General features: G+C 63.9%; 20 protein-coding genes. 9 read left to right on the top strand and 11 right to left on the bottom strand.

The window, feature by feature from the left end:
* Positions 1–42 precede the first annotated feature (42 nt).
* From ACQ5BM_RS21080 to ACQ5BM_RS21060, 5 genes are all read right to left on the bottom strand, one after another.
* Positions 43–600 carry a hypothetical protein gene (locus tag ACQ5BM_RS21080; protein ID WP_429815447.1) on the bottom strand — a complete coding sequence of 186 codons (558 nt, stop codon included), beginning with the start codon at positions 598–600 and terminating at the stop codon, positions 43–45.
* Positions 597–1,340, bottom strand: coding sequence for a DUF2259 domain-containing protein (locus ACQ5BM_RS21075; RefSeq protein WP_429815444.1), 744 nt, complete (start codon positions 1,338–1,340; stop codon positions 597–599). Before ACQ5BM_RS21075 ends, ACQ5BM_RS21080 begins: the two co-directional genes overlap by 4 nt.
* The gene (gene rpe, locus ACQ5BM_RS21070; RefSeq protein ID WP_429815442.1) at positions 1,337–2,014 is read right to left on the bottom strand and encodes a ribulose-phosphate 3-epimerase; all 678 of its coding nucleotides are present in this window, start codon (positions 2,012–2,014) and stop codon (positions 1,337–1,339) included. The genes ACQ5BM_RS21075 and rpe overlap by 4 nt, the downstream gene beginning before the upstream one ends.
* Before the next feature lie 75 nt (positions 2,015–2,089).
* Positions 2,090–3,097: a P1 family peptidase gene (locus tag ACQ5BM_RS21065; protein ID WP_429815440.1), complete on the bottom strand. Its 1,008-nt coding sequence runs from the start codon at positions 3,095–3,097 to the stop codon at positions 2,090–2,092.
* Positions 3,094–4,182: a branched-chain amino acid ABC transporter substrate-binding protein gene (locus ACQ5BM_RS21060; protein ID WP_429815438.1), complete on the bottom strand. Its 1,089-nt coding sequence runs from the start codon at positions 4,180–4,182 to the stop codon at positions 3,094–3,096. The genes ACQ5BM_RS21065 and ACQ5BM_RS21060 overlap by 4 nt, the downstream gene beginning before the upstream one ends.
* A gap of 330 nt (positions 4,183–4,512) precedes the next feature.
* Between ACQ5BM_RS21060 and ACQ5BM_RS21055 the strand changes: the two genes are divergently transcribed.
* The 7 genes from ACQ5BM_RS21055 to ACQ5BM_RS21025 all read left to right on the top strand — a co-directional run bounded on the left by ACQ5BM_RS21055 (position 4,513) and on the right by ACQ5BM_RS21025 (position 10,278).
* Positions 4,513–4,962 (top strand): flavin reductase family protein, encoded by a 450-nt coding sequence (locus ACQ5BM_RS21055; protein ID WP_429815951.1) that lies wholly within the window; start codon positions 4,513–4,515, stop codon positions 4,960–4,962.
* A gap of 127 nt (positions 4,963–5,089) precedes the next feature.
* Positions 5,090–6,019 carry an AAA family ATPase gene (locus ACQ5BM_RS21050; protein ID WP_429815435.1) on the top strand — a complete coding sequence of 310 codons (930 nt, stop codon included), beginning with the start codon at positions 5,090–5,092 and terminating at the stop codon, positions 6,017–6,019.
* A 1-nt stretch (position 6,020) separates the two neighbouring features.
* The gene (locus tag ACQ5BM_RS21045) at positions 6,021–7,277 is read left to right on the top strand and encodes a vWA domain-containing protein (RefSeq protein WP_429815432.1); all 1,257 of its coding nucleotides are present in this window, start codon (positions 6,021–6,023) and stop codon (positions 7,275–7,277) included.
* 23 nt (positions 7,278–7,300) lie between these two features.
* A complete protein-coding gene (locus tag ACQ5BM_RS21040) occupies positions 7,301–7,633 on the top strand; it encodes an XdhC family protein (RefSeq protein ID WP_429815429.1) in 333 nt (110 codons plus the stop codon).
* A 2-nt stretch (positions 7,634–7,635) separates the two neighbouring features.
* Positions 7,636–8,343, top strand: a complete 708-nt coding sequence (locus ACQ5BM_RS21035) for an XdhC family protein (RefSeq protein WP_429815427.1) — start codon at positions 7,636–7,638, stop codon at positions 8,341–8,343.
* Positions 8,340–9,956, top strand: coding sequence for an NTP transferase domain-containing protein (locus ACQ5BM_RS21030; protein ID WP_429815424.1), 1,617 nt, complete (start codon positions 8,340–8,342; stop codon positions 9,954–9,956). Before ACQ5BM_RS21035 ends, ACQ5BM_RS21030 begins: the two co-directional genes overlap by 4 nt.
* 4 nt (positions 9,957–9,960) lie before the next feature.
* Entirely contained in the window at positions 9,961–10,278 is a 318-nt protein-coding gene (locus tag ACQ5BM_RS21025; protein WP_429815421.1) for a TfoX/Sxy family protein, read from the top strand.
* Between the two features lie 67 nt (positions 10,279–10,345).
* Here ACQ5BM_RS21025 and ACQ5BM_RS21020 read toward each other — a convergent pair whose 3' ends face one another.
* The 5 genes from ACQ5BM_RS21020 to ACQ5BM_RS21000 form a co-directional block, all read right to left on the bottom strand.
* The gene (locus tag ACQ5BM_RS21020; protein ID WP_429815419.1) at positions 10,346–10,777 is read right to left on the bottom strand and encodes an NUDIX domain-containing protein; all 432 of its coding nucleotides are present in this window, start codon (positions 10,775–10,777) and stop codon (positions 10,346–10,348) included.
* An 8-nt stretch (positions 10,778–10,785) separates the two neighbouring features.
* Complete coding sequence (locus ACQ5BM_RS21015; protein WP_429815416.1) at positions 10,786–12,294, bottom strand: DEAD/DEAH box helicase; 1,509 nt, start codon at positions 12,292–12,294, stop codon at positions 10,786–10,788.
* A gap of 200 nt (positions 12,295–12,494) precedes the next feature.
* On the bottom strand, positions 12,495–13,829 hold the full coding sequence (locus ACQ5BM_RS21010; protein WP_429815414.1) for a M23 family metallopeptidase: 1,335 nt from the start codon (positions 13,827–13,829) through the stop codon (positions 12,495–12,497).
* A 102-nt stretch (positions 13,830–13,931) separates the two neighbouring features.
* Complete coding sequence (locus ACQ5BM_RS21005; protein ID WP_429815412.1) at positions 13,932–14,759, bottom strand: ferritin-like domain-containing protein; 828 nt, start codon at positions 14,757–14,759, stop codon at positions 13,932–13,934.
* 8 nt (positions 14,760–14,767) lie between these two features.
* Positions 14,768–15,235, bottom strand: a complete 468-nt coding sequence (locus ACQ5BM_RS21000) for a peroxiredoxin (protein WP_429815409.1) — start codon at positions 15,233–15,235, stop codon at positions 14,768–14,770.
* 409 nt (positions 15,236–15,644) lie between these two features.
* On the opposite strand from ACQ5BM_RS21000, the gene ACQ5BM_RS20995 reads away from it, so the two are divergent.
* Positions 15,645–19,037, top strand: a complete 3,393-nt coding sequence (locus ACQ5BM_RS20995; protein ID WP_429815407.1) for a DUF3971 domain-containing protein — start codon at positions 15,645–15,647, stop codon at positions 19,035–19,037.
* Between the two features lie 153 nt (positions 19,038–19,190).
* Here ACQ5BM_RS20995 and tyrS read toward each other — a convergent pair whose 3' ends face one another.
* On the bottom strand, positions 19,191–20,444 hold the full coding sequence (tyrS, locus tag ACQ5BM_RS20990; protein ID WP_429815405.1) for a tyrosine--tRNA ligase: 1,254 nt from the start codon (positions 20,442–20,444) through the stop codon (positions 19,191–19,193).
* Between the two features lie 98 nt (positions 20,445–20,542).
* On the opposite strand from tyrS, the gene ACQ5BM_RS20985 reads away from it, so the two are divergent.
* On the top strand, positions 20,543–21,670 hold the full coding sequence (locus ACQ5BM_RS20985) for an anhydro-N-acetylmuramic acid kinase (RefSeq protein ID WP_429815402.1): 1,128 nt from the start codon (positions 20,543–20,545) through the stop codon (positions 21,668–21,670).
* Positions 21,671–21,752: the final 82 nt, after the last annotated feature.

Raw genomic sequence — 21,752 nt, 5'->3', positions numbered from 1 at the left:
AGTGGAGGATGGCCGTGCCTCTAGCAAAGATAGCCGTGAAGCTCAACGCCATTGGCGCCGGCCTTTTGCCAGCCACAGGCTGACGCCGACGAGTATAGCACCGCCGAGGGGCAGATAGAGGCGAAGCCCCAGCACCAGAAACTGGTAGAACGCGATGAGCGAGGTGAAGGCGAACTGGAAAAACCAGATCCTGCTGCCGGCAGGCGCATGCCATTGGGTATAGAACTGCCGGTAGTCGAGGGCATAGAGCATTGCCGTCATCGCGACGGTGCCGAGCGACAGGAAGAAGAGGTAGGCCGCAAAACGTGTTTCGGCCCGGCGCCCTAGGGCTGCCAGTCGGGCCAGCAACAGCGATGGCGCCCAGGCCAGAAGCGCCCCGGAGCCGAAGATCAGCAGCAGTTCGGACAGATGAAACGTGAGGGCACGCTCGCGCAGCCAGAGGCCGAACCAGGCCGAAAGCACCATGGCGGCGCCCCAGAGCGGCGCACCGATGACAAGCTCCCGCATTGTCGGAAGGGATTGCGCGAGCCGGCCTCGCTGCAGGGCGCCTCGCGGCACCAGATCTGCTTTTGCCTCGACGCCGGCGGCCGCGTCGTTCATTTCGCGATCCGGGTCGGGATCGCGATCCAGCGCCCATCGGTCGTGCCTTCGAAGCCGAGCGACTTGACGAGAACCATGACGACATGGGTCTCGGAGCCGTCGTCATTCCTGTGGGTGACGGCGCCGCCGACTTGATAGCCGGTCGGGCAACGGCGGCTCTCCGGTATGCGGCTATCGTCCTGCAGGACGTCGGTCGCCGGCGTGCCCGCCTTCATCGTCATCGACAGACGAAAACCTTTGACCTCCTTGAGGAAATCCTTGCAGATGCCTTCCGGCTCGAAGGTCTTCTCTTCGAGCGCCACCGAATAGGTCTCGCGGAACCCTTCGTCGGCCGCAAAGGAATCGTAGGTCAGTTCCAGCGGCTTGGCGTTCGCCTCGGTGATCGGATTGAAGGCAGCGAGCAATCCGGGTGCGTCGGCCAGGCGATAGGCGTCGATCAAGGGTGCCGCGCGGCGGCGGGCCTCGTGACGCGCCTTGGAGAGCGGACTGCCATCCTCGCGGCCGACGGCACGCACCGGCGCACCCGGCAAGAAGCTGTCGTTGCGCGTGTCGATCACATAGATGGTCGAATAGGGAAAGCCGGAGCCGTCCTGAACACCGTATTCTTCGAAGGCGAAGACATTGCCGTCGGCCGAAAAGCCGATCAGCTGGAGCGCGGCATAATCGCCCGCTAAAGCCGGCGCTGCGACTGCCGCAGCGCCCGCGAAAAGCACGCCGGATACTGCCGCGCGTGTCTTCATCGATAGACCTTCTCTGCCGGCGTGCGGATCGCCTCGATCGCGGTGCGATAGGCTTCGACGGAGCCGCCCTTGAAGATCGCCGAACCGGCGACGAGGACGTTGGCGCCGGCGCCGGTGGCAATGGCCGCCGTATCAGGCGCGATGCCGCCATCGACTTCGATCTCGATCGGACGGTCGCCGATCATCGCCTTGATGCGGCGGATCTTCTCAGCCGTGGCGTCGATGAACTTCTGTCCGCCAAAGCCCGGGTTGACGGTCATGACGAGGATGAGATCGACCTGATCGAGCACGTATTCGATCGCGCTTTCCGGCGTTGCCGGGTTGAGCGAGACGCCAGCCTTCTTGCCGAGCGAGCGAACCGTCTGCAGCGAGCGATGAAGATGCGGGCCCGCTTCGGCATGCACGGTCAGGATATCGCAGCCCGCCTTGGCGAAGGCTTCGAGGAACGGGTCCGCAGGCGAAATCATCAGGTGGCAATCGAAGGTCGCGTCGGTGTAGCGGCGCAGCGACTTGATCACATCGGGCCCGAAGGTGATGTTCGGCACGAAATGACCGTCCATGACGTCGAGGTGGATCCAGTCGGCGCCGGCATCGACGACGTCGCGGACTTCCTGTCCGAGCTTAGAGAAATCGGCCGCCAGGATCGACGGGGCAATGCGGATAGGATGGGTCATGGCGCACTCCAGCGTGTTTTCCGCGCAATAGCACCGGCGGGCCGCACAAACAACATGTCGGCGATCAAAGCCGCGTCAGGCGCCTTGCGACCAGGAGCGCATGAGGTCGTTTTCCGCCGGCGTCGCATCGTGCACGCCACGGGCGATGGCGCGTGCCATGGTCGACGCCGCTATCGCGCCGAGGTCGATGAAATCCTCAAGCGTCGGGGTCTTGCCGCTGGCGCCGGTGGCAAGCGCGAAGATCAGATCGCCGTCGAGCGGCGTGTGCGCCGGCCAGAGGCCCCGGGAAAAGCCGTCATGGGCGGCGATTGCCAGGCGTTTCGCTTCGGCCTTGGTGAGCACGGCATCCGTCGCGATCACGGCGATGGTCGTATTCGCCGCCGCGGACTGTCGGTCGCGGAACTTGATGCGGATGTCGGCGGCATCGGCGGGCAGGGGATGCGGCAGGCCGAGCGCACCCAATTCGCCGTCCATCTCGAAGGGCGCGGACCAGAAGTGCCTGCTGTCACCGACGGTTGCCGAGCCGAGAGCGTTGACGGCGACGAGCGCGCCGATGGTGATCCCGTTGGGCAGAACGGTCGATGCCGAGCCGAGACCGCCCTTGAAGGTGGCGGTCAGGGCGCCGGTTCCAGCGCCCGCGGTCCCGGTTGCGAACTTGGGGCCGGCGCGACGAACCGCCTCGAAGCCGAGCTCGCGATAGGGCGGGTAGCGTCCCCAATCCTTGTCGCCGCCATTGATCAGGTCGAACAGGATGGCGGTCGGCACGATCGGTATCCGGTGCGGACCGACGGCAAAGCCACGGCCCATTTCTCTGAGCGCCGCCTGGGCCCCGGACGCGGCGTCGAGGCCAAAGGCCGAACCACCCGAGAGCACGAGAGCGTCGACCGTCTGCACCGTATTGTGCGGGTCGAGCAGATCGGTCTCGCGCGTTCCCGGCGCACCGCCCAGGACCTGAACCGCAGCTGTCGCCGGCGGGTCGCAGACGATGGCGGTGACGCCGGATTTCAGCCGGTGATCCTCGGCATTGCCGACCGTCAGGCCCGCGACGTCGGTAATCAGGTTCAGCGGTCCGGTACGCATCATTGGGCGGTTCCTTCGGCAGGCGCCAGCACGAAGCGGCCGCCTTGCCACTGCATCAGGCGATAGGGATTTACGGCGCGCTCGTGCTGCGCGTTGAAGGCAATGGGGCCGAGCACGGTCGGGTAGGGTCCCTTGGCGAATGCGTCGAGCAGGGGCTTGTCGTCCTTCTCCGCCTGGTCCTTGGCCTGCTCAAGCAGGGAGACGGCGGCAAAGGCCGGCAAGACGTAGCCATCCGGCTCGGTTCCGGCGGCGCGGAGCGCATCCGCGACCGGCTTGCCCTCCGGCGACTGCGATGCGTCCGGCAGGGTTACGGCGAGAACGCCATCGGCGAGCGGCACCGTCAGATCGGCGGCGTTCAGCGCGTCGCCGCCGAGCAGAGTGAGGTTCGCGCCTTCGCCCTGCGCATCGCGCGCGATCACCGCCGTGTCCTGTCTATCGCCACCGGTGAAGACATGTGTCGCGCCGCTCTTCACCAGTCGCCGCACCAGGCTGATCTGCTGCTCCTGAGCGGGCCTATAGGTGTCGGTGAAGACCGGGGTCAGCCCTATGTCGCCGAGCGCGGAACGGACGCTCTCGACCAGTTCCCTGCTGTGGATCGTGCCGTCGTCGATCAATGCGATCGGCTTGCCCTTCCAACGTTGAACGATGACGTCGACGATGCTCGAAGCCTCGGCGTTACCGCTCGGCGCAAGGCGGAAGAGCGGCCATTTCTTCTTCAAAGCATCTTCCATCAGGATGTCGGAACGCACGCTGAGAGTGATGGCGGGAAGGCCCGCTTCGGCGAGTGCCGGAAGCGTGGCGTCCAGGCTTTCGGTGCAGAGGAACCCGATCGCCGCTTCGGCGCCGGCCGCAAGCAGCGCCTTCGTCAGCGCTTCGTTGCCGGCGGTATCGCAGGTCTCGGGAATGACGACGATCTCACTGCCGCGATCACCGGCCTGGAACGCGGCACCATCGATGATCTGCTTGCCGAGAAGCGCAAACGGACCTTCAACCGGCGCGACGACCGCTACCTTGATACCGGCTGCCGCGGCAGGTGCGGCCTGTACCAGTCCGGCCACGACAAGGCTGGCGACGATCGATCGAAGCATTCACTTTCTCCGCTGCCGCATTTTCCCGGATCGGGAGGGATCCTGAACCCACGGCGAGCCCAAATATTGCCTTGTCCGTGCCGGTTACCATGGGCGCGCGGTACGGTAGTGGCCGCATGTTTTAAGGATGTGCCCTGCCGCGTCAAAGGAAAAGATGTGACTTCGGATACAGATGGCACTATCCGCGTCGCAACCATGTCGCAGATCTGCAAGATTCTCCTTGCAGCGGGTTTCATATTTCCCGGTACTGTCTATGTATGTGGCTGACTTCGCTCGGAGAAAGAAGTGTTGGACAAGACCAGGCTGGACCCCATCAGTTTCCGCGACGCGATGAGTCGCCTGGCCGGTCACGTGCAGATCATTACCGTGGCCGACGGCGCCGAGCGGCGTGGTGTCACCGTCACCGCATCCTGCTCCGTGTCCGACAGTCCGCCGACGGTTCTCGCCTGCCTGAACGGCGCCAACCCGCGCAACGAGATCTTCACGCGCAGCGACAGTTTCGCGCTCAACCTGCTTGGCGACGAGCATCGCGCCGTGGCACACGCCTTTTCCGGCCGTGACCAGCTCGACATGGAACTGCGCTTTGCCCTTGGGCGGTGGACCAAGCTGACGACAGGCTCTCCGATCCTCGCCAACGCGATCGCTTCGTTCGATTGCCGGCTCATCGAAGTGAAGACGATCGCCACGCATCTGGTGCTCTTCGGCGAGGTCGTCGATGTCGCGATCGGGCCGCCGCGGCCACCGCTCATTTATGTGGACCGCGGATACCACTCGCTATAAGTTTTACGTGGCGAGATTTCGTGCCCCATCGAGACATGAGAAGATCGCCGTAAGTCTTTGAGTTGGCCGGGCGAATTCATTCGCTCGCCAACATCGATCGATCGATTCGAGCCGTCGTGGAGGAGACATGGCGACACAGGCGACAACAGGTCTGCCGCAGTCCATCGAAGAGACGATGACGCTTCTGGAGGCGCACGACTATCTCGCCGGCACGGCGCTTGCGACCGTGCTGTTTCTCGCGCTCAGGATGAAGCGTCCGCTGTTTCTCGAGGGCGAGGCCGGCGTCGGCAAGACCGAGATCGCCAAGGTTCTGGCAAAGGCGCTCGATCGGCCGCTGATCCGGCTGCAATGCTACGAGGGCCTCGACGTCGCCTCAGCCGTCTACGAATGGAATTATCCGGCACAGATGCTGGAGATCCGCCTGTCGGAAGCAGCCGGCAAAGTCGACCGCAAGCGCGTCGAAAGCGATATCTTTTCCGAACGCTTCCTGATCCGCCGCCCGGTTCTCCAGGCAATTTCCTCCAATGCGGGCCGCGCACCAGTCTTCCTCATCGACGAGCTCGACCGGACAGATGAAGCCTTCGAAGCCTTCTTGCTGGAAGTTTTGTCCGATTTCCAGGTCACGATACCGGAACTCGGCACGATCCGGGCGGACGAACCGCCTGTTGTCATCATCACGACCAACCGCACGCGCGAAATCCATGACGCGCTCAAGCGGCGCTGCCTCTATCATTGGGTCGATTACCCCAAGGCAGCGCAGGAGCTGGAGATCATCCGCCGCAAGGTTCCCGGCTGTAACGCGACACTCTCGCGGGAAGTCATCGCCTATGTGCAGCGGCTGCGCACGGTCGATCTTTTCAAGAACCCGGGCGTCGCCGAAACCATCGATTGGGCAACGGCACTGACGGAGCTCGACCGGCTGGCGCTGGATCCGGAGACGATCGCCGATACGCTCGGAACGTTGCTCAAGTACCAGGACGACATCACCAGGATAGAGGGGGCCGAAGGGCGCAAGCTGCTCGCCGAAGTCAAGGCGGAATTGCTGGCGGCGGGCTGACATGGAAGAGCGGGAGCAGTACAGGGATGGCGCCATTCTCCCGCCGATGGGGGGAGGCGACGGGCGGCTCGCCGACAACATCGTCTTCTTTGCGCGGGCGCTGCGTCGCGCCGGCATCAAGATCGGACCCGGCGCGATTGCCGATGCCATCGATGCGGTGGCGCTGATCGGCATCGGCGACCGCGACGCCTTCTACGCCGCGCTGCAATGTGTCTTCGTGAAGCGCCACGAGGACCAGCCGGTGTTCGACGAAGCTTTTCGGCTGTTCTGGCGCTCACGTGGCCTCGTCGAGAAGATGATCGCGATGATGTCGCCGCTGGCGCCGGAGCGTGAGAGCGAGCGGCAACAGCGGCGGGCTGGTGAGACCCGCGTCAGCGATGCGCTGCTTTCCGGGCACGAGGTGGATCGGCCACCGCGTGACGAGCCCGAAATCGATATCGACGCGCGCTTCACGGTTTCGGGCCGCGAACTGTTGCGGAGGGCCGATTTCGCCCAGATGAGCGCCGCCGAGCTCGCCGAGGCGAAGCGCGCGCTTGCCGCGCTGACCCTGCCGATGGACAGGGTCGTCACGCGCCGCTTTCGTCCGTCGACGCGGCAGATCCGCATCGACCCGCGCACCACCATGCGCGACGCCATGCGTTTTGGCGGGGAACTGATCTTGCCGCGCTTCCGGGAGAGGCGTGTCGTGCACCCGCCGCTCGTCGTGCTCGCGGATATCTCCGGCTCGATGAGCCAGTACACCCGCATCTTTCTGCATTTCCTGCACGCGCTGACCGAGGAGCGGCGGCGGGTGCACACCTTCCTGTTCGGCACAAGGCTGACGAACGTCACCCGCCAGTTGCGCAATCGCGATCCCGATGCCGCGATCGACGACTGCGTTGCCGCAGTCAGGGACTGGTCCGGCGGCACGCGCATCGGCGAAACGCTGCATGAGTTCAACAGACGCTGGTCGCGGCGTGTGCTTGGGCAAGGCGCCATCGTGCTGATGATCACCGACGGCCTCGAGCGTGACGACGTCGGCGATCTTGAAGTCGAAATCGACCGGCTGCACCGGTCCTGCCGACGGCTGATCTGGCTCAATCCGCTGCTGCGTTTTGACGGCTTCGAGGCCCGTGCCCGTGGCGTCAGAGCGATGTTGCCGCATGTTGACGAATTCCGGGCGGTGCACAATCTTGAATCGATTGGGGAACTGGTGAAGGCGCTTTCCGGGCGAAGCTCCCGGCAGGCAGACCCGCGGCGGTTCCTTGGATCACGGTGATCGGTCCGGCGGGAGTATGCAATATGCTGGCAGCTGCAAATGTTCTGGATCCCCTCGATGTCGCCGAGGCCTGGGTGAAGGAGGGGCGCAAGGTGGCGATTGCGACCGTGATCGAAACCTGGGGTTCGGCCCCGCGTCCCGTCGGCAGCCATTTGGTGATCGACGGTGACGGTAATTTTCAGGGTTCGGTTTCCGGCGGCTGCGTCGAAGGCGCCGTCATCACCGAAGCGGCAGACGTGATTGCTTCGGGCGCGCCGAAGGTTCTCGACTTCGGCGTCGCCGATGAGACCGCCTGGCGCGTCGGGCTTTCCTGCGGCGGCCGAATCCGGGTCCTTGTCGAACGGGTCGATGGTTAGCAATGGAACGGAAGATACTCGAGGCACTCAATGCGGCGCGTTCGGCGCGTCGGGCCGCCGTTACCGTCAGCGACCTCGCCGGCGGCAGCAGCCAGATCTATCATGAGGGCGATGACTGTCCCGACGCCTGGCGCGCCGCAGTCGGGCAAGCTCTGCAATCCGGCAAAGCCGGGATCGTGGAGACGGAGCAGGGCTCCTTCTTTCTCAACGTCTATTTGCCGCCGCCACGCATTCTCGTCATCGGCGCCGTCCACATTTCGCAAGCCTTGGCGCAACTGGCGCCGGTTGCCGGTTTCGACCTCACGATCATCGATCCGCGCACTGCCTTCGCAACGCCGGAACGCTTCGCAGGCGTCGAACTCATTGCCGAATGGCCCGAGGATGCGTTGAAGGAAAGGCCGCTTGATCGCTTCACCGCGCTCGTGGCCGTCACCCACGATCCGAAGATAGACGACGAGCCGATCCGCGCCGCCCTTGCAGCGGGCTGTTTCTACGTCGGCGCGCTCGGCAGCCGGAAAACCCATGCGGCACGGGTCGAGCGGTTGCGGCAGGCCGGTGTTTCCGATGCCGACATCGGCCGCATCCGTGCGCCGATCGGCCTCGATATCGCGGCGGCGAGCCCGGCCGAGATCGCTGTCGCAATTCTCGCCGAGATCATCGAAGCGCTACGGCGCCGTGATACCAGCCAGATCAAAGGAGCGATTGCGTGAGGTTCGGGCCGGTCAAGACCAGCGAAGCGGAAGGAGCCATCCTGGCGCATGCGGTGAAGACTGATGAATCCCGGCTGGCAAAGGGCCACCGGCTTTCGTCCGCCGATGTCGCCACCTTGACCGCTTGCGGCGCGCTGGACGTGGTCGTCGCGCGCCTAGATCCCGGCGACCTCATGGAAGACGAGGCCGCCACGCGCATTGCAGCGGCAATCGCACCCGATCACCTGCGTTTTTCCCCGGCGGCTACCGGGCGAGTGAACGTCTACTCCCGGGTTGCGGGCCTTTTCGTCGCCACACGCGAGACCGTCGACCGCTTGAACCGCATCGATCCGGCGATCACGCTTGCCTGCCTTGCCGACCATGTGCCGGTGCAGGCCGGCGACATGGTTGCGACGATCAAGATCATTCCGCTCGCCGTCGCCGGTCGTTTCGTCGAGGAAGCGCAGAAGCTGCTGCGGAACAATGCGGCCTTCGAGGTGAAACCCTTCGCGGCGCGGCGTGCCGCCCTGATAGCAACTCAGTTGCCGACTCTGAAGCCTCAGGTGATGGACAAGACGAAAGCCATCCTGGCGGCTCGCCTGCGGCAATCCGGCAGCGAGCTTCTGACCGAGCGGCGCGTCGCCCATACCGAGAGCGCGGTCGCCGCGGCAATCGACGAGCTGCAGTCGGATCATGACCTGCTGGTGGTCTTCGGCGCTTCCGCTGTCGCCGATCCGCAAGATGTCATTCCCGAAGCCGTCCGGCGGGCCGGCGGCATCGTCGATCACGTCGGCATGCCCGTCGATCCGGGCAATCTTCTCGTGCTTGGCCGCGTCGGCGAGATCCCGGTGATCGGCGCGCCCGGATGCGCCCGCAGCCCGCGTGAAAACGGTTTCGACTGGATTCTCGACCGCATTCTCGCAGGCGAGTGGCCGAGTTTCGACGACATCACCGGCCTCGGCGTCGGTGGCCTGCTCAGCGAAATCCCGACCCGACCGCAACCGCGCGAAAAAGCAACGGAGTTGCCATCAGGGCCGGTCGAGATCGTGGTTCTGGCCGCCGGCCGCGCCAGCCGCATGGGAGCGGACGGTGGACACAAACTGCTGGCGACCTTTGACGGCGTGCCGCTGGTGCGCCGCAGCGTCGAGGCGGCAATCGCAGCGGCACCCGGCAGGGTTATCGTGGTCACCGGCCACCGTGAACCCGATATCCGCGCCGCGCTGGAGGACCTGCCGGCGAAGCTCGTCTCGAATCCCGACTACCTATCCGGAATGGCCTCGTCGCTGACGGCCGGACTTTCGGCGATCGACGAGCGGGGCGCCGGCATGTTGGTGATGCTTGCCGACATGCCTGATGTCACCACCGACGACCTGCGCAAACTCCTCGATCGTTTTTCTGCGGAAGGCGGCCGTGCCGTCATTCGGGCAACCGCCGCCGGGCAACGCGGCAATCCGGTCATCCTGCCGAGACAAACCTTCTCCGCCGTCAGGCAGTTGGTTGGAGACGTTGGCGCAAGGCACATCATCGAGAAATGCGGCCTGCCGGTCATCGATGTCGAGCTGGGTCCGGCCGCCCGCCTAGATCTCGACACGCCGGAGCAGATCGTGGCTGCGGGCGGTATCCTGGAGGAATGAACGCGTGGACAATGCTGCGATCGAGGAGATGTTCGAGACGCTGGGGCCGGTGACCATCAAACGGATGTTTGGCGGCAAGGGCATCTATTGCCAAGGCGTGATCTTCGCCCTCGAAGTCGATGGTGAAATCCTGCTGAAGGGCGACGAGCAGACGGCCCCAACCTTCGAAGCGGCCGGTTCCCGGCAATGGGCCTATGAAGGCAAGGGGAAGCCGGTGAAGATGCCCTATTGGAGCATCCCGGACGACGCCTTCGACGATCCCGACGAAATCGCCCGCTGGGCGCGGCTTGCCTATGACGCGGCGCTACGGTCGAAAAAGTAGAGCGATCAGCCGCGGCCCACGCTTGCGGTCCGGTTCCAGGAAAACCATTGGCTCTGACAACATCCGGCTAGGCGGTGGTGCCGCGTTCCGTCGTCCGCAGCGCTTCGACCGCGTCAGCCGCAAAACGTGACAGCGGCTGGGGCAGGGCATCAAGATCGAACCAGCCGAGAGCGGAGAGCTTGTGCGGCTCGGTAAGTTCAGGCTCGCCGGCAAAATCCCGGGACACGTAGATCATCGAAATCCAGTGCTGGCGGTCAGCCTCGATCACCTGTTCGCTGAGGCACAGGAACTCGCTCGAACGGATCTTGAGGCCGCTTTCCTCTTCGGCCTCGCGCCGCGCGGCGACATCCGAGCGCTCCATGTGATCGACCTTGCCGCCGACGATGTTCCAATGCTCGGCTTCCGGCGCGTTAACGCGCTTGTAAAGCAGGATCTTGCCGGCGCGCACGATCGCAAGTCCGCAGCCGAAACCCGGAAAATCGATGCCCGGCAGGCCCATAGCTTTGATCAGGCCTTGCCGGCAATCAGCATGAAGGCGGGGATTTCGTCGCCGAATCCGACCGGGGTCGGGCCGTCGTCATAGTCGCGGCGGTGACGGTTGCGGCGGTCGCGATTATCGTCATTGGCAGGGTTCGTTGCGCGCACCGGACGATCGGCGCGGTTGTTCTGTCCCTGCTTGTTTTCTGCGCTGCGTGCCGGTTTCACCGATTCCGCCCTTTCCGCGACTGTTTCAATTTCGGCCTCACTATCGGCACGCACGGTATCGGATTTATGATCGGGACGGCTTCTCGAGCCGCGATCCCCATCTTTTTTCCGGTCCCTGCGACCATCGCGGCCGCGATCACGCCGGCCGGTGTCGTGGCTTTCCATCGGCTCGGGCAGATTGGAAAGGTCGCCGTTCAGCCATTCGACCTTCTGGCCGATCAGCTTTTCGATGGCGTCGGAGAACTTCGTGTCGCGCTTCGTCACCAGCGTGAAGGAGGCGCCCGAACGACCGGCACGGCCGGTCCGGCCGATGCGGTGAACGTAGTCTTCCGCATGAATCGGAACGTCGAAATTGAAGACGTGGCTGACATCGGGGATATCGAGACCGCGCGCTGCGACGTCGGAGGCAACCAGCAGCTTGATGTTGCCGTCCTTGAAGTTCGCGAGCATCGTCATGCGCGAACGCTGGTCCATGTCGCCATGAAGCGCGCCGACGGAGAAGCCGTGGCGGTCGAGCGAACGGAAGAGGTCGGCGACGTCCTTCTTGCGGTTGCAGAAGATGATCGCGTTCTTGAGCTCGTCCTGGGCGCGAATCAGATCACGCAGCACGGCACGCTTCTCATAGTCCTTGGCATGCGCGGCAACGAAGCGCTGCGTCACCGTCTGCGCCGTCGAGGCCGGGCGGGCGACTTCGACGCGCTCCGGGTTCTGCAGGAAGCGATCGGCGAGCTTCTGGATTTCCGGCGGCATGGTCGCCGAGAAGAACAGCGTCTGACGCGTGAACGGAATGAGCTTGGCGATGCGCTCGATATCGGGAATGAAGCCCATGTCGAGCATGCGGTCGGCTTCATCGATGACCAGGATTTCGACGCCGGTCATCAGGAGCTTGCCGCGTTCGAAATGATCAAGCAGCCGGCCGGGCGTGCAGATCAGCACATCGGCGCCGCGCTCGAGCTTGCGATCCTGCTCGTCGAACGAAACGCCGCCGATCAGAAGCGCGATGTTGAGCTTGTGGTTCTTGCCGTACTTGTCGAAGTTCTCTGCGACCTGGGCGGCGAGCTCGCGGGTTGGCTCCAGGATGAGCGTGCGCGGCATGCGGGCGCGAGCGCGGCCCTTTTCGAGCAGCGTCAGCATAGGCAGCACGAACGAAGCCGTCTTGCCCGTACCCGTCTGGGCGATGCCCAGAATGTCACGACGCTGCAGGGCCGGCGGGATAGCGCCAGCCTGGATCGGGGTCGGGATTGTGTAGCCCGCATCGGTGACAGCGGAGAGAACTTTTTGGCTCAGGCCAAGGTCAGCAAAATTGGTCAAAGGGAAATCTGTTTCCGTTCCGGTTCAATAGAACACTGATCGATCGATGGAAAACGCACGAGCACGTGGCCGCGCTCATAAGCTGAACGTCGCTGAAAGTCAAGAAATCCAGCACGTTGAAGCAGCAAAAGGTAAATAGTGGCGAATCTGTCGCATTTCTTGTCAAGCCGCGCAAGACCCGCGCACAGCGAAACGAGCGGTCAGTTCATGTAGGAGGCGAGCTTCCGGCTGGCGTCGAGAAACCGCATGGGATCCACCGCCTCGCCATTCAGGCGGATTTCATAGTGCAGGTGCGGACCGGTGGAGCGACCCGTGTTGCCGGACTTGGCAATGACCTCGCCTTCCGTCACCTTGTCGCCGACCTTCACCAGGATCGTGGAGAGGTGTGCATAGCGGCTCGACACGCCGTTACCGTGGTCGATCTCGACCATGTTTCCATAACCACCGGTCAAGCCGGCATTCGTGACGGTGCCGGGCGCGGCCGAGCGGATGCGCGTGCCGACCGTCGCGCGGAAGTCGATGCCGGCATGGAGCGCCAGGCGACCGAGAAACGGATCGAGGCGGTTACCGAAGTCGCTGGTGATGTCGCTCGCCGGCGAAGGATTGCCGAACGGCAGAGCGCGGACCTGCGCCCGCGTCCGCTCCAGTTCCAGAAGCGCCGTATCCAGGGCAGCCAGGGAACGGCCGAATTCGTCATCGGTTGCCGGTTCGACGAAGGGGCCGCCAATGCCTGTCTCGGAAGAGCCGGAGGACGCGGACGCCGGGACCATTTCCGCGACGTCGCTGACGGGCAGATCGACGCCGGTCCTCCCGACGATCGAGCGAATCGCGTCCGACGTCCGTGCCGCGCCATCCGTCAGTTGCTTCAGCCGCGCCATCTGCTCCAGTTCGACGTCCTTCAACGAGAGCGTCACCTTCGAGAAGATCCGGTCGGCACGATCGGAGGTCGATTCGCCCGCGTCGGGCGCCGCATAGGCGAGGGGGGTGGCACGAGCGGTGGCGGAGACCGAGGCGCTGTTCAGCCCCATCAGCTTCTCGATCGCCTTCACACCGCCGCTGCTCGCCTCGGCTCGTTTCTCATAGGCGAGAGGTTCGATCTCCGGAGTGTCGCTGCTTTCCGTCGTCAGGCCGGAATTTTCGGCCCTTTCGACCAGGGCGCCGAGCTTTCCGTTGCGCGAGGTCAATGCCATCTGCTGGCGCAGCAGCTTCTCGACTTTCTCCTCGACCACTTGCTGGTCGAGCAACTGACGGCTGGTGACGCGATCGACCTGCGCCCTAAGCGCCGTGATTCGATCCTCGTATTCGTGCTGCATGCGCGCCTGGCGCGCAATCGTGCCGCCAATGAGATCGTCGCGCAGGACGAGGTAGGATGTGGCCGCGAGGTAGCCGATGCTGCAGACGCCGGCGAAGGATACGGCAATTGCCGCCATCCAGGGACGAACCGTCATATGGCGGACCTTGTCGCCACTGGCCAAAATCAGAACGTGATGTTCCTTACGTTTTCCGAAGGCACGATTTGCCGAACGTCCAGACACCCGTTCTCTCCCGCCATGTGCGCGTTGCCTCGCATCACCTGCAGATCATTACACTTCGTTAGGGTTAACAATTGGTTAGACTGAGTGCAGCGTGCGATGCGGCTATCGGTTGGTCGAGGCGGTCATCGAGCGATAGAAGGACGGCGTCAGTCCGGCCTCGGCGCGGGCAATGTCGTTGAACGGCGCCTTCAATGGCCCACGGAAATTGGCGCGCACCAGCGCCTGGAAAGTCGCCGCCGGGTCCTTCTTCTCTCGGGCGCAGAGAAAGCGGAACCATTTGGCGCCGACGGCGACGTGGCCCTTTTCGTCCTCATAGATGACATCGAGCACCGCGGCACTTTCGAAGTCACCGGTTTCACGCATCTTCGCCTGCAGCGCTGGGGTCACGTCGAGACCACGCGCTTCGAGAATGAGCGGCACGACGGCAAGGCGCGCCGTCAGGTCATTGCGGGTGTCGTGCGCCGCCTGCCAGAGCCCGTCATGGGCAGGCAGGTCGCCATAGTCCGCACCGAGATCGTTCAGTCGCTGGCGGACCAGCCGGAAGTGCTTGGCCTCTTCGAAGGCAACCCGCATCCAGCCGTCGAAGAAGGAATTGGGCACCGGCTCCGTGGCAAAGCGGGCAACGATATCGAGGGCAAGGTCGACGGCGTTCAATTCGATATGGGCGATCGAGTGCAGCAGGGCGATGCGTCCCTTGAGGGAACCGAGCGATCGCCGTTTCACCTGGGTCGGCGGGGTCAGCGCCGGCTTGTCCGGACGCCCGGGGCGAACCGGCACCGGTCGGTCGAGCGGCGAGCGCAGCGACAGGGTGCGACGCTGCCAGCGCCTGGCCGCCTCCTGCGCGAGTGCCGTCTTGACCTCGAGGTCTGCCGCGCGAATCGCTTCGACGGCACCGCCCCGCAGGCTGTGAAACACGGGCAATTCGGTCATGGCTTTCCTCAGAGGGCCTTTGCCGCGGCCAGGACCTCCTGGGCATGGCCATCGACCTTCACCTTTTCCCACACCCTGACGACGACGCCGTCGGCGCCGATCAGGAAAGTGCTGCGTTCGACGCCCATATATTTCCTGCCGTACATCATCTTTTCCACCCAGACGCCGTAGGCGTTCACGACCGCCTTTTCCTCGTCGGCGGCGAGCGTCACCGTCAGGTTGTGCTTCTTGGCGAAGCGGTCGTGCTTCTTCACCGAATCAGGCGAGAGCCCGATCAGCGTGATGCCGGCCGCGGCAAACTCGTCGGCAAGCTCGGAAAACGAGATCGCTTCCAGCGTGCAGGCCTGGGTATCGTCCTTCGGATAGAAGAACAGCACGACGGGGCGACCGCGAAAGGCGGAAAGCGAAATTGTACCGCCGCCATCACGCGGCAAGGTGAAGTCGGGAGCAACATCTCCGGGAGCGGGTCTTGCCATGATTAAACCTTCCTTCTGCCAAGTTTTGCAGACAATCGCGCGCTACTGCATGCTTGCCTTGGCCGTCGCCGGCGAATGGGCAAAACATGCGGTAACTCAAAGCGCTGCAGCGACCTTTGCACGTCTCTCAAGGACGTGCGGCGCTTAAGGGCATATCGAAAATCGTCGACTGCCGTCCAGCGCATTTGTGCTAGATTCGACAGCTTTCGGACGGCACAGGCCGCTACGAAACGTTGCTGTCGCCCGCACGCGCGATTCCCGTTGTGGTAGCTTTCCACAGCAACTCCCGCGTCGCTTGGTGACTCGGCACGAGGACATGTGGTCTACAGGAAGCGAGAAGCGGCTGTCCCGAACACGAGACAAAGAGGACGGCGAACACGCTCGTATCGAACGGAGGACGTCCGCGCTGATGAGTGAGATCCGCGGCGAAAAAGTCGGCTTTCGCAAGAAAGACATCGTCGCGCTGCATGCGTTGCCTTCGGCGCAGGCTCACGATCCGATTATCGTGCACGCACCGCGCAAGGGTTCTCCCTTGCGTCTGTGTGCCAAGATTGCCCTGTCCATATCGCTGCTTGCCTTCATCCTGGGTGCGATCCTCGTAACCGGGATCGAAAGCGGGATGATGGACAGCACGCTGAACGCGCGTGCCCGGACCGCCCTCAATGCCGCGCTCGGCAGCGCCTACCGCGCCGACGTCGGCAGCACGGTGGTGCGCATGACGGCAAGCGGCGCGATTGCGCTCAAGGCTCGGGAGGTGGCCCTCAGCGAAACGGCAACCGGTCAACCCGTCGCAAAGCTTCGTTCGATCTCGATCGCACTCGACCCGCTGTCACTGATGACGGGCCACATCGCCGTCTCCCGCCTGGAAGCGGAAGGTGGCGATTTCGATACTGGCCTGCTTCCACGGGGCGAACCGCTCGATCTTACCAAGATCCGGATCGCCGATGTTGGTGATGCTCTCGAGGCCCTGTTTTCCCATGTCGACCGTATGTCGCAGATGGCTGCAGGGAGAGGCAGCCAGACCGTAACGCTCTCCGACTTCAGCTTCTCCGTCGTCGGCGCCCGCAACCACGTCGTTCCGGTCGTGGCCTCCGCGCTCGAATTCAGCCGGGACGCAAGCGGCTCCATGAGCGTGCAGGGCAGCGCCACCGTCGATGGCGTTGCCGTCGATATCAATGCCGATGCCCTTGGCCAAAAGGGGCACGTGACGGGCTTTGACGCGGCGATCACCAACCTGCCGCTCGCGCCGTTCTTCTATCACGGCAAGTCGGGTGCGGAGCAGGCCTTTGGCATCGACGCAACGGCAGGGCTGACGCTGAAGGCGACACGGGCAGCCGGGGAGGCGAAGCCGGATCTGCGCGTGGCGGTGCGGACCTCCAAGGGTACATTCCATGCGGGCGGCCTCGTCTCGACGCTCAATCCGTCGCAGATGGACATCGCCTATGATTTCGGGCGCGCCTCGGTCGAAATCCTGCCGTCGGTGGTCAAGATCGGTCGGTCGACCTTTCCGTTTACCGGCGCCGTCATGGACCTCGACAAACTTGCCGGCGTCACGGACAAGGGCTTCGCGATCGATCTTCTTCTGAAGAACGCCAGCTCGGCTCCGGAAGACGTCGCCGAGCAGCCGCTGACCTTCGATGCCAAGGCAAGCGGCCGGTTCACCTCGGATACTCACCGGCTGATCTTCGACCAGCTCGCCGTGTCGAGCCCTCTCGGCTCGATGTACGGTTCGCTTTCGGTCGCTTTCGGCAACACCTCGCCGCAGATCAGCTTTGCCGCGGTCAGCGATCGCATGGAAGCAACGGCGGTCAAGCAATTGTGGCCGTGGTGGCTCGCGAAAGGCGCGCGCCGCTGGGCAATCGGCAACCTCTTCGGCGGCATCGTCACCAATGCGCGCATCGAAGTGTCGGTTGCCGAAGGACGAATTGCCAATAACGAAGGGGAGTTGAAGCTCAACGAGCAGGAGCTCAACATCAACTTCGACATCGACGACACCCGCATCAACATCACCGGCGAGATACCGCCGCTGCGCGACACCTCCGGCAAGTTCAAGCTGAGCGGCCAGCGCATGACGGTCGAGATCGGGCAGGGCACCGCTTATTTCCCGTCTGGACGGTCCGTGGCACTGAAAGGCGGCGATTTCATCCTTCCCGATGTCTACACCAAGCCGCTGATGGCGGAGATGAAGATCGAGGTTGGGGGTGCCGCGGACGCGATTGCCGAGCTCGTCACCTACAAACCGATCCAGGCATTGCAAAAGACATCATTGCTGCCCGACGACTTCAGCGGTCCTCTCACCGCGCTTGTCGGCGCGCGCTTCGGCCTGATCTCGGACCAGCACCCACCCAAGCCGCTGTGGCAGGTGGAGATGCAACTGGACAAGGTCAGCGTCAGCAGGGCGTTCTACGGCCGGCCCGTTTCCGACCTCGTCGGGACGTTCCGGGTCGATAACCAGCAGGCCGTGCTCGATGCCGACGCGCGCCTGGAGGGCGCGAAGGTCAGCATCGCCTTGACGGAGCCGGTCGACAGCGATTCGAAGGTCAAACGCTCGCGTCAAATTTCGGGCATCCTGGACCAGGACGTCTGGCAGAAGCTGGCGCCGGGCCTGTCGAAGATCGTGTCCGGGCCGATCAGCGCCGACGTGACGATTGGCGATCAGGATCGGGTCGAGGCGAAGATCGGGCTCGCAAAGGCCGCTCTGTCCCTGCCATGGATCGGCTGGAGCAAGGGAGCCGGAATCCCGGCGGAAGCGCGCTTCACGGCGAGCAAATCCGACGACACCGTTGTCATCGACGATTTTGCCGTCGCCGGAGACGGATTCGGGGCACGGGGTGGCCTGCAGGTGGATGGCGGCGGACTGGTCTCCGCCCGCCTCGACAACGTCCGCCTGGCCCAGGGCGACGATTTCAGGGTCTCGGTCGACCGCCGCAAGGGTGGCTATACGGCGACGCTCAGCGGCGCGGCGGCGGACATCAGGCCGATCCTTGCGCAGATGAAAGCGGGGAGCGACCAGGGCCAGGGCGGAGGCGATGACATCACGATCAAGGCCCAACTCGATCGCGTTACCGGCTTCAACGGCGAGGCGCTGTCGAACGTGAACCTGGTCTACGCCGAGCGCGGCAGCCAGATCGAGGATGTCAACCTTTCGGCGGTTACCGGCAGCGGCCAGGCCCTCGTCGCCCGGCTCGCCAAGGCCGGCGCCGACAACACGCTCGAGCTGACCGCTGGCGACGCCGGGGCGCTGGCGCGCTTCGCCGATATCTACCAGAACATGCGCGGCGGCCTGCTCAATCTGAAACTGCGTGATCGTGGGGGACGCTCCTGGCGCGGCAGCGTCGATATCCGCAAGTTCCAGCTCGTCGGCGAGCAACGCCTGCAATCGATGGTGTCGACGCCGACGGGCGCCGACGGGCGAAGCCTCAACCAGGCCGTTCGCCGCGACATCGACGTGAGTTCGGCCCGCTTCGAGCGAGGCTTTGCCCAGCTCGCCCTCGACCGCGGCGCGATCCGCGTCGATGGCGGCGTGTTGCGCGGGACCGATGTCGGTGCGACGTTCCAGGGAACGGTGCGCGACAATAACGGCATCATGGACATGACCGGCACCTTCATGCCCGCCTACGGCTTGAACCGCATCTTCGGCGAACTGCCGCTGATCGGCGTTTTGCTCGGCAATGGCCGCGACCGTGGCCTGCTCGGCATCACCTTCAAGCTCAACGGTCCCTTCAATCAGCCGAAGCTGACGATCAACCCCCTGTCGATCATCGCGCCGGGTGTCTTCCGCAGCATCTTCGAGTTCCAATGAAAAAGGCCGGCGCACTGCATGTTCCTTAAATCGTCGCCGATTTAAGGACAAAACATGCAGCACTTCAAAGTGCTACAGCGACCTTTGCGCGTCTTACAAAGACGCGCGGCGCTGTAGGGCCGGCCCTTTGGATCGATCGTGGGATGCCTCGGCTTAAGCCGGGCGCACGAGGATGTGCTTCTTCTTGCCAAGCGACAGCTTGACGACATTGTCGGCGGTCACATCGCCGGTGCCGATCACGCGGCGCTCATCGCTGACAGCCTCGTCGTTGATCCTGATGGCGCCGCCCTGCACATGGCGACGGGCCTCACCATTGGACGCGGCGAGGCCGGCACGCACGATCAGCGTCAGCAGGCCCAGGCCCGCTTCCAGCTCGGCGGTCGGGATCTCGACCGAAGGCAGGTTTTCGGCCAGCGCACCTTCCTCGAAGGTCTTGCGGGCGGTTTCCGCGGCCTGCTCGGCGGCCGGGCGGCCGTGCAGCATGGCGGTGATTTCCGTCGCCAGGATCTTCTTGACCTCGTTGATCTCGGATCCGCCGAGCTTCGAAAGGCGCTCGATCTCGGCCATCGGCAGGGTCGTGTAGAGCTTCAGGAACCGCGTGACGTCGGCATCTTCGGTGTTGCGCCAGTACTGCCAGAAGTCATAGGCAGACAGCATATCCGGGTTCAGCCAGATCGCTCCGTTGACCGACTTGCCCATCTTGGCGCCCGACGAGGTCGTCAGCAGCGGCGAGGTCAGCGCATAGAGCTGCTCAGTGCCCATGCGGTGGCCGAGGTCGATACCGTTGACGATGTTGCCCCATTGGTCCGAACCGCCCATCTGCAGGCGGCAGCCGGTGCGCTTGTAGAGCTCGACGAAGTCGTAGGCCTGCAGGATCATGTAGTTGAACTCGAGGAACGACAGCGACTGTTCGCGATCGAGCCGCATCTTGACGCTGTCGAAGGACAGCATGCGGTTGACCGAGAAGTGACGGCCGACGTCGCGCAGGAATTCGAGGTAGTTGATGCCGAGCAGCCAGTCGGCGTTGTTGATCATCAACGCGTCCTTCGGGCCATCGCCGTAGGTCAGGTAGTTGGAGAAGACCGTCTTGATGCTGGCGATGTTGGCTTCGATCGTCGTGGGCGTCATCAGTTGCCGCGCCTCGTCCTTGAAGGACGGGTCGCCGACCATGCCGGTGCCGCCGCCCATCAGCGAGATCGGGCGATGGCCGGTCGCCTGCATCCAGTGCAGCATCATGATCTGGATGAGACCGCCGGCATGCAGACTCGGAGCGGTCGGGTCGAAGCCGATATAGGCCGTCACGGTTTCCTTCCGGAACAGTTCATCCAGACCAGACTCGTCGGAGATCTGGTGGATGAAGCCACGCTCGCTGAGGGTGTGAAGGAAATCGGACTTGAAACCGGACATAATCTGTCTCTCTTGCGGGGAAGTTTTTGAACGAACGGGCGTTTAGCACTGTTTCCGCGCATAATCACTCCAAAAGTGATTCTGGAAATGTTGACGGCATGGCACGGACAAGAACGGCAATCGGCCTGATGAGCGGCACGAGCATGGACGGCATCGACGTCGCGCTGCTGAGGACCGACGGCGACACCATCGTCGAGCGCGGCCCCTCTGCCGGCTTTGCCTATGACGCCCGCTTTCGCGATCGGCTGAAGCAGGGATTGGTCGACGCGAAAACGATCACGCAACGGGACCAAAGACCCGGCGCGCTGTCGGAGCTCGAGCGCGACCTGACGCTGCGGCATGCCGAAGCGGTCAAAGCCTTCCTGCAGCAAAACAATCTGCCGCCGGCGGATATCGACGTGATCGGTTTCCACGGCCAAACCGTGCTGCATCGCCCTGACGAGGCCCTGACGGTGCAGATCGGTGACGGGCCGCTGCTTGCCCGCGAGACCGGTATCGACGTCGTTTACGACATGCGCGCCAACGACATGGTGCATGGCGGGCAGGGTGCGCCGCTGATCCCCGCCTATCACGCCGCTCTGGCGCGTGGCGCAGCCGGCCTTGCGGCGCCGGTCGTCTTCGTCAACATCGGCGGTATCTCCAACCTGACCTTCATCGGTGCCGGCGAGACGCTCGTCGCCTATGACAGCGGCCCGGGCAATACGTTGATCGATCAATGGGTCGAAGCCCATGCCGGCATTCCCTTTGACCAGGGCGGCATGGTCGCGAGCGAGGGGGCCGTTCTTCCCGATCTTGCAGAGCGCTACCTCGCCAATCCTTTTTTCACCGCGAAACAGCGCCGCTCGCTCGACCGAAACGATTTCGTGCCGCCGGCGGGAAGCGACGCGGGCCTTGCCGACGGCGCCCGGACGCTTGCCCATGTGACCGCGGCCGCGATCCTCAAGTCGGCCGGACACCTGCCGCAGCGGCCATCCACCTACATCGTCTGCGGCGGGGGCCGCCTTAATCCGGTGATCATGCGCGATCTCGCGGCGCTCGCCGAGGCTGAGGGCGCTACGGTTCTGCCGGCGGAGGACGCCGGCTTCAATGGTGATTCCATGGAGGCAGAGGCCTGGGCGTACCTTGCCGTCCGCTCGCTGCAAGGGCTGCCGCTGACCTATCCGGGAACGACCGGTGTCCGCCAGCCGGTCACGGGTGGAAAACAAGTCGCCAGACCTCTTCGCTGAGAGGTCCGAAACAGTGTTTAGGCTATCCACCGAACGGATTAATCAAATTTTCGCATCGGCCAATTAGCATCGGCAGCCGCTA

It is taken from the genome of Ensifer sp. B1-9 (assembly GCF_050474445.1).
Taxonomy (GTDB): Bacteria; Pseudomonadota; Alphaproteobacteria; order Rhizobiales; family Rhizobiaceae; genus Ensifer.
Note: the sequence above shows the minus strand (reverse complement) of the source record. Positions and strands in the feature narration are given on the sequence as shown.

Excerpts from the sequence above, each read along its gene's own strand:
- ACQ5BM_RS20995 (WP_429815407.1), top strand. The coding sequence starts at position 15,645 with ATGAGTGAGATCCGCGGCGAAAAAGTCGGCTTTCGCAAGAAAGACATC.
- rpe (WP_429815442.1), bottom strand. The coding sequence starts at position 2,014 with ATGACCCATCCTATCCGCATTGCCCCGTCGATCCTGGCGGCCGATTTC.
- ACQ5BM_RS21035 (WP_429815427.1), top strand. The coding sequence starts at position 7,636 with ATGGAACGGAAGATACTCGAGGCACTCAATGCGGCGCGTTCGGCGCGT.
- tyrS (WP_429815405.1), bottom strand. The coding sequence starts at position 20,444 with ATGTCCGGTTTCAAGTCCGATTTCCTTCACACCCTCAGCGAGCGTGGC.
- ACQ5BM_RS21080 (WP_429815447.1), bottom strand. The coding sequence starts at position 600 with ATGAACGACGCGGCCGCCGGCGTCGAGGCAAAAGCAGATCTGGTGCCG.
- ACQ5BM_RS21065 (WP_429815440.1), bottom strand. The coding sequence starts at position 3,097 with ATGATGCGTACCGGACCGCTGAACCTGATTACCGACGTCGCGGGCCTG.
- ACQ5BM_RS20985 (WP_429815402.1), top strand. The coding sequence starts at position 20,543 with ATGGCACGGACAAGAACGGCAATCGGCCTGATGAGCGGCACGAGCATG.
- ACQ5BM_RS21020 (WP_429815419.1), bottom strand. The coding sequence starts at position 10,777 with ATGGGCCTGCCGGGCATCGATTTTCCGGGTTTCGGCTGCGGACTTGCG.
- ACQ5BM_RS21000 (WP_429815409.1), bottom strand. The coding sequence starts at position 15,235 with ATGGCAAGACCCGCTCCCGGAGATGTTGCTCCCGACTTCACCTTGCCG.
- ACQ5BM_RS21040 (WP_429815429.1), top strand. The coding sequence starts at position 7,301 with ATGCTGGCAGCTGCAAATGTTCTGGATCCCCTCGATGTCGCCGAGGCC.
- ACQ5BM_RS21055 (WP_429815951.1), top strand. The coding sequence starts at position 4,513 with ATGAGTCGCCTGGCCGGTCACGTGCAGATCATTACCGTGGCCGACGGC.
- ACQ5BM_RS21060 (WP_429815438.1), bottom strand. The coding sequence starts at position 4,182 with ATGCTTCGATCGATCGTCGCCAGCCTTGTCGTGGCCGGACTGGTACAG.
- ACQ5BM_RS21050 (WP_429815435.1), top strand. The coding sequence starts at position 5,090 with ATGGCGACACAGGCGACAACAGGTCTGCCGCAGTCCATCGAAGAGACG.
- ACQ5BM_RS21075 (WP_429815444.1), bottom strand. The coding sequence starts at position 1,340 with ATGAAGACACGCGCGGCAGTATCCGGCGTGCTTTTCGCGGGCGCTGCG.
- ACQ5BM_RS21045 (WP_429815432.1), top strand. The coding sequence starts at position 6,021 with ATGGAAGAGCGGGAGCAGTACAGGGATGGCGCCATTCTCCCGCCGATG.
- ACQ5BM_RS21005 (WP_429815412.1), bottom strand. The coding sequence starts at position 14,759 with ATGACCGAATTGCCCGTGTTTCACAGCCTGCGGGGCGGTGCCGTCGAA.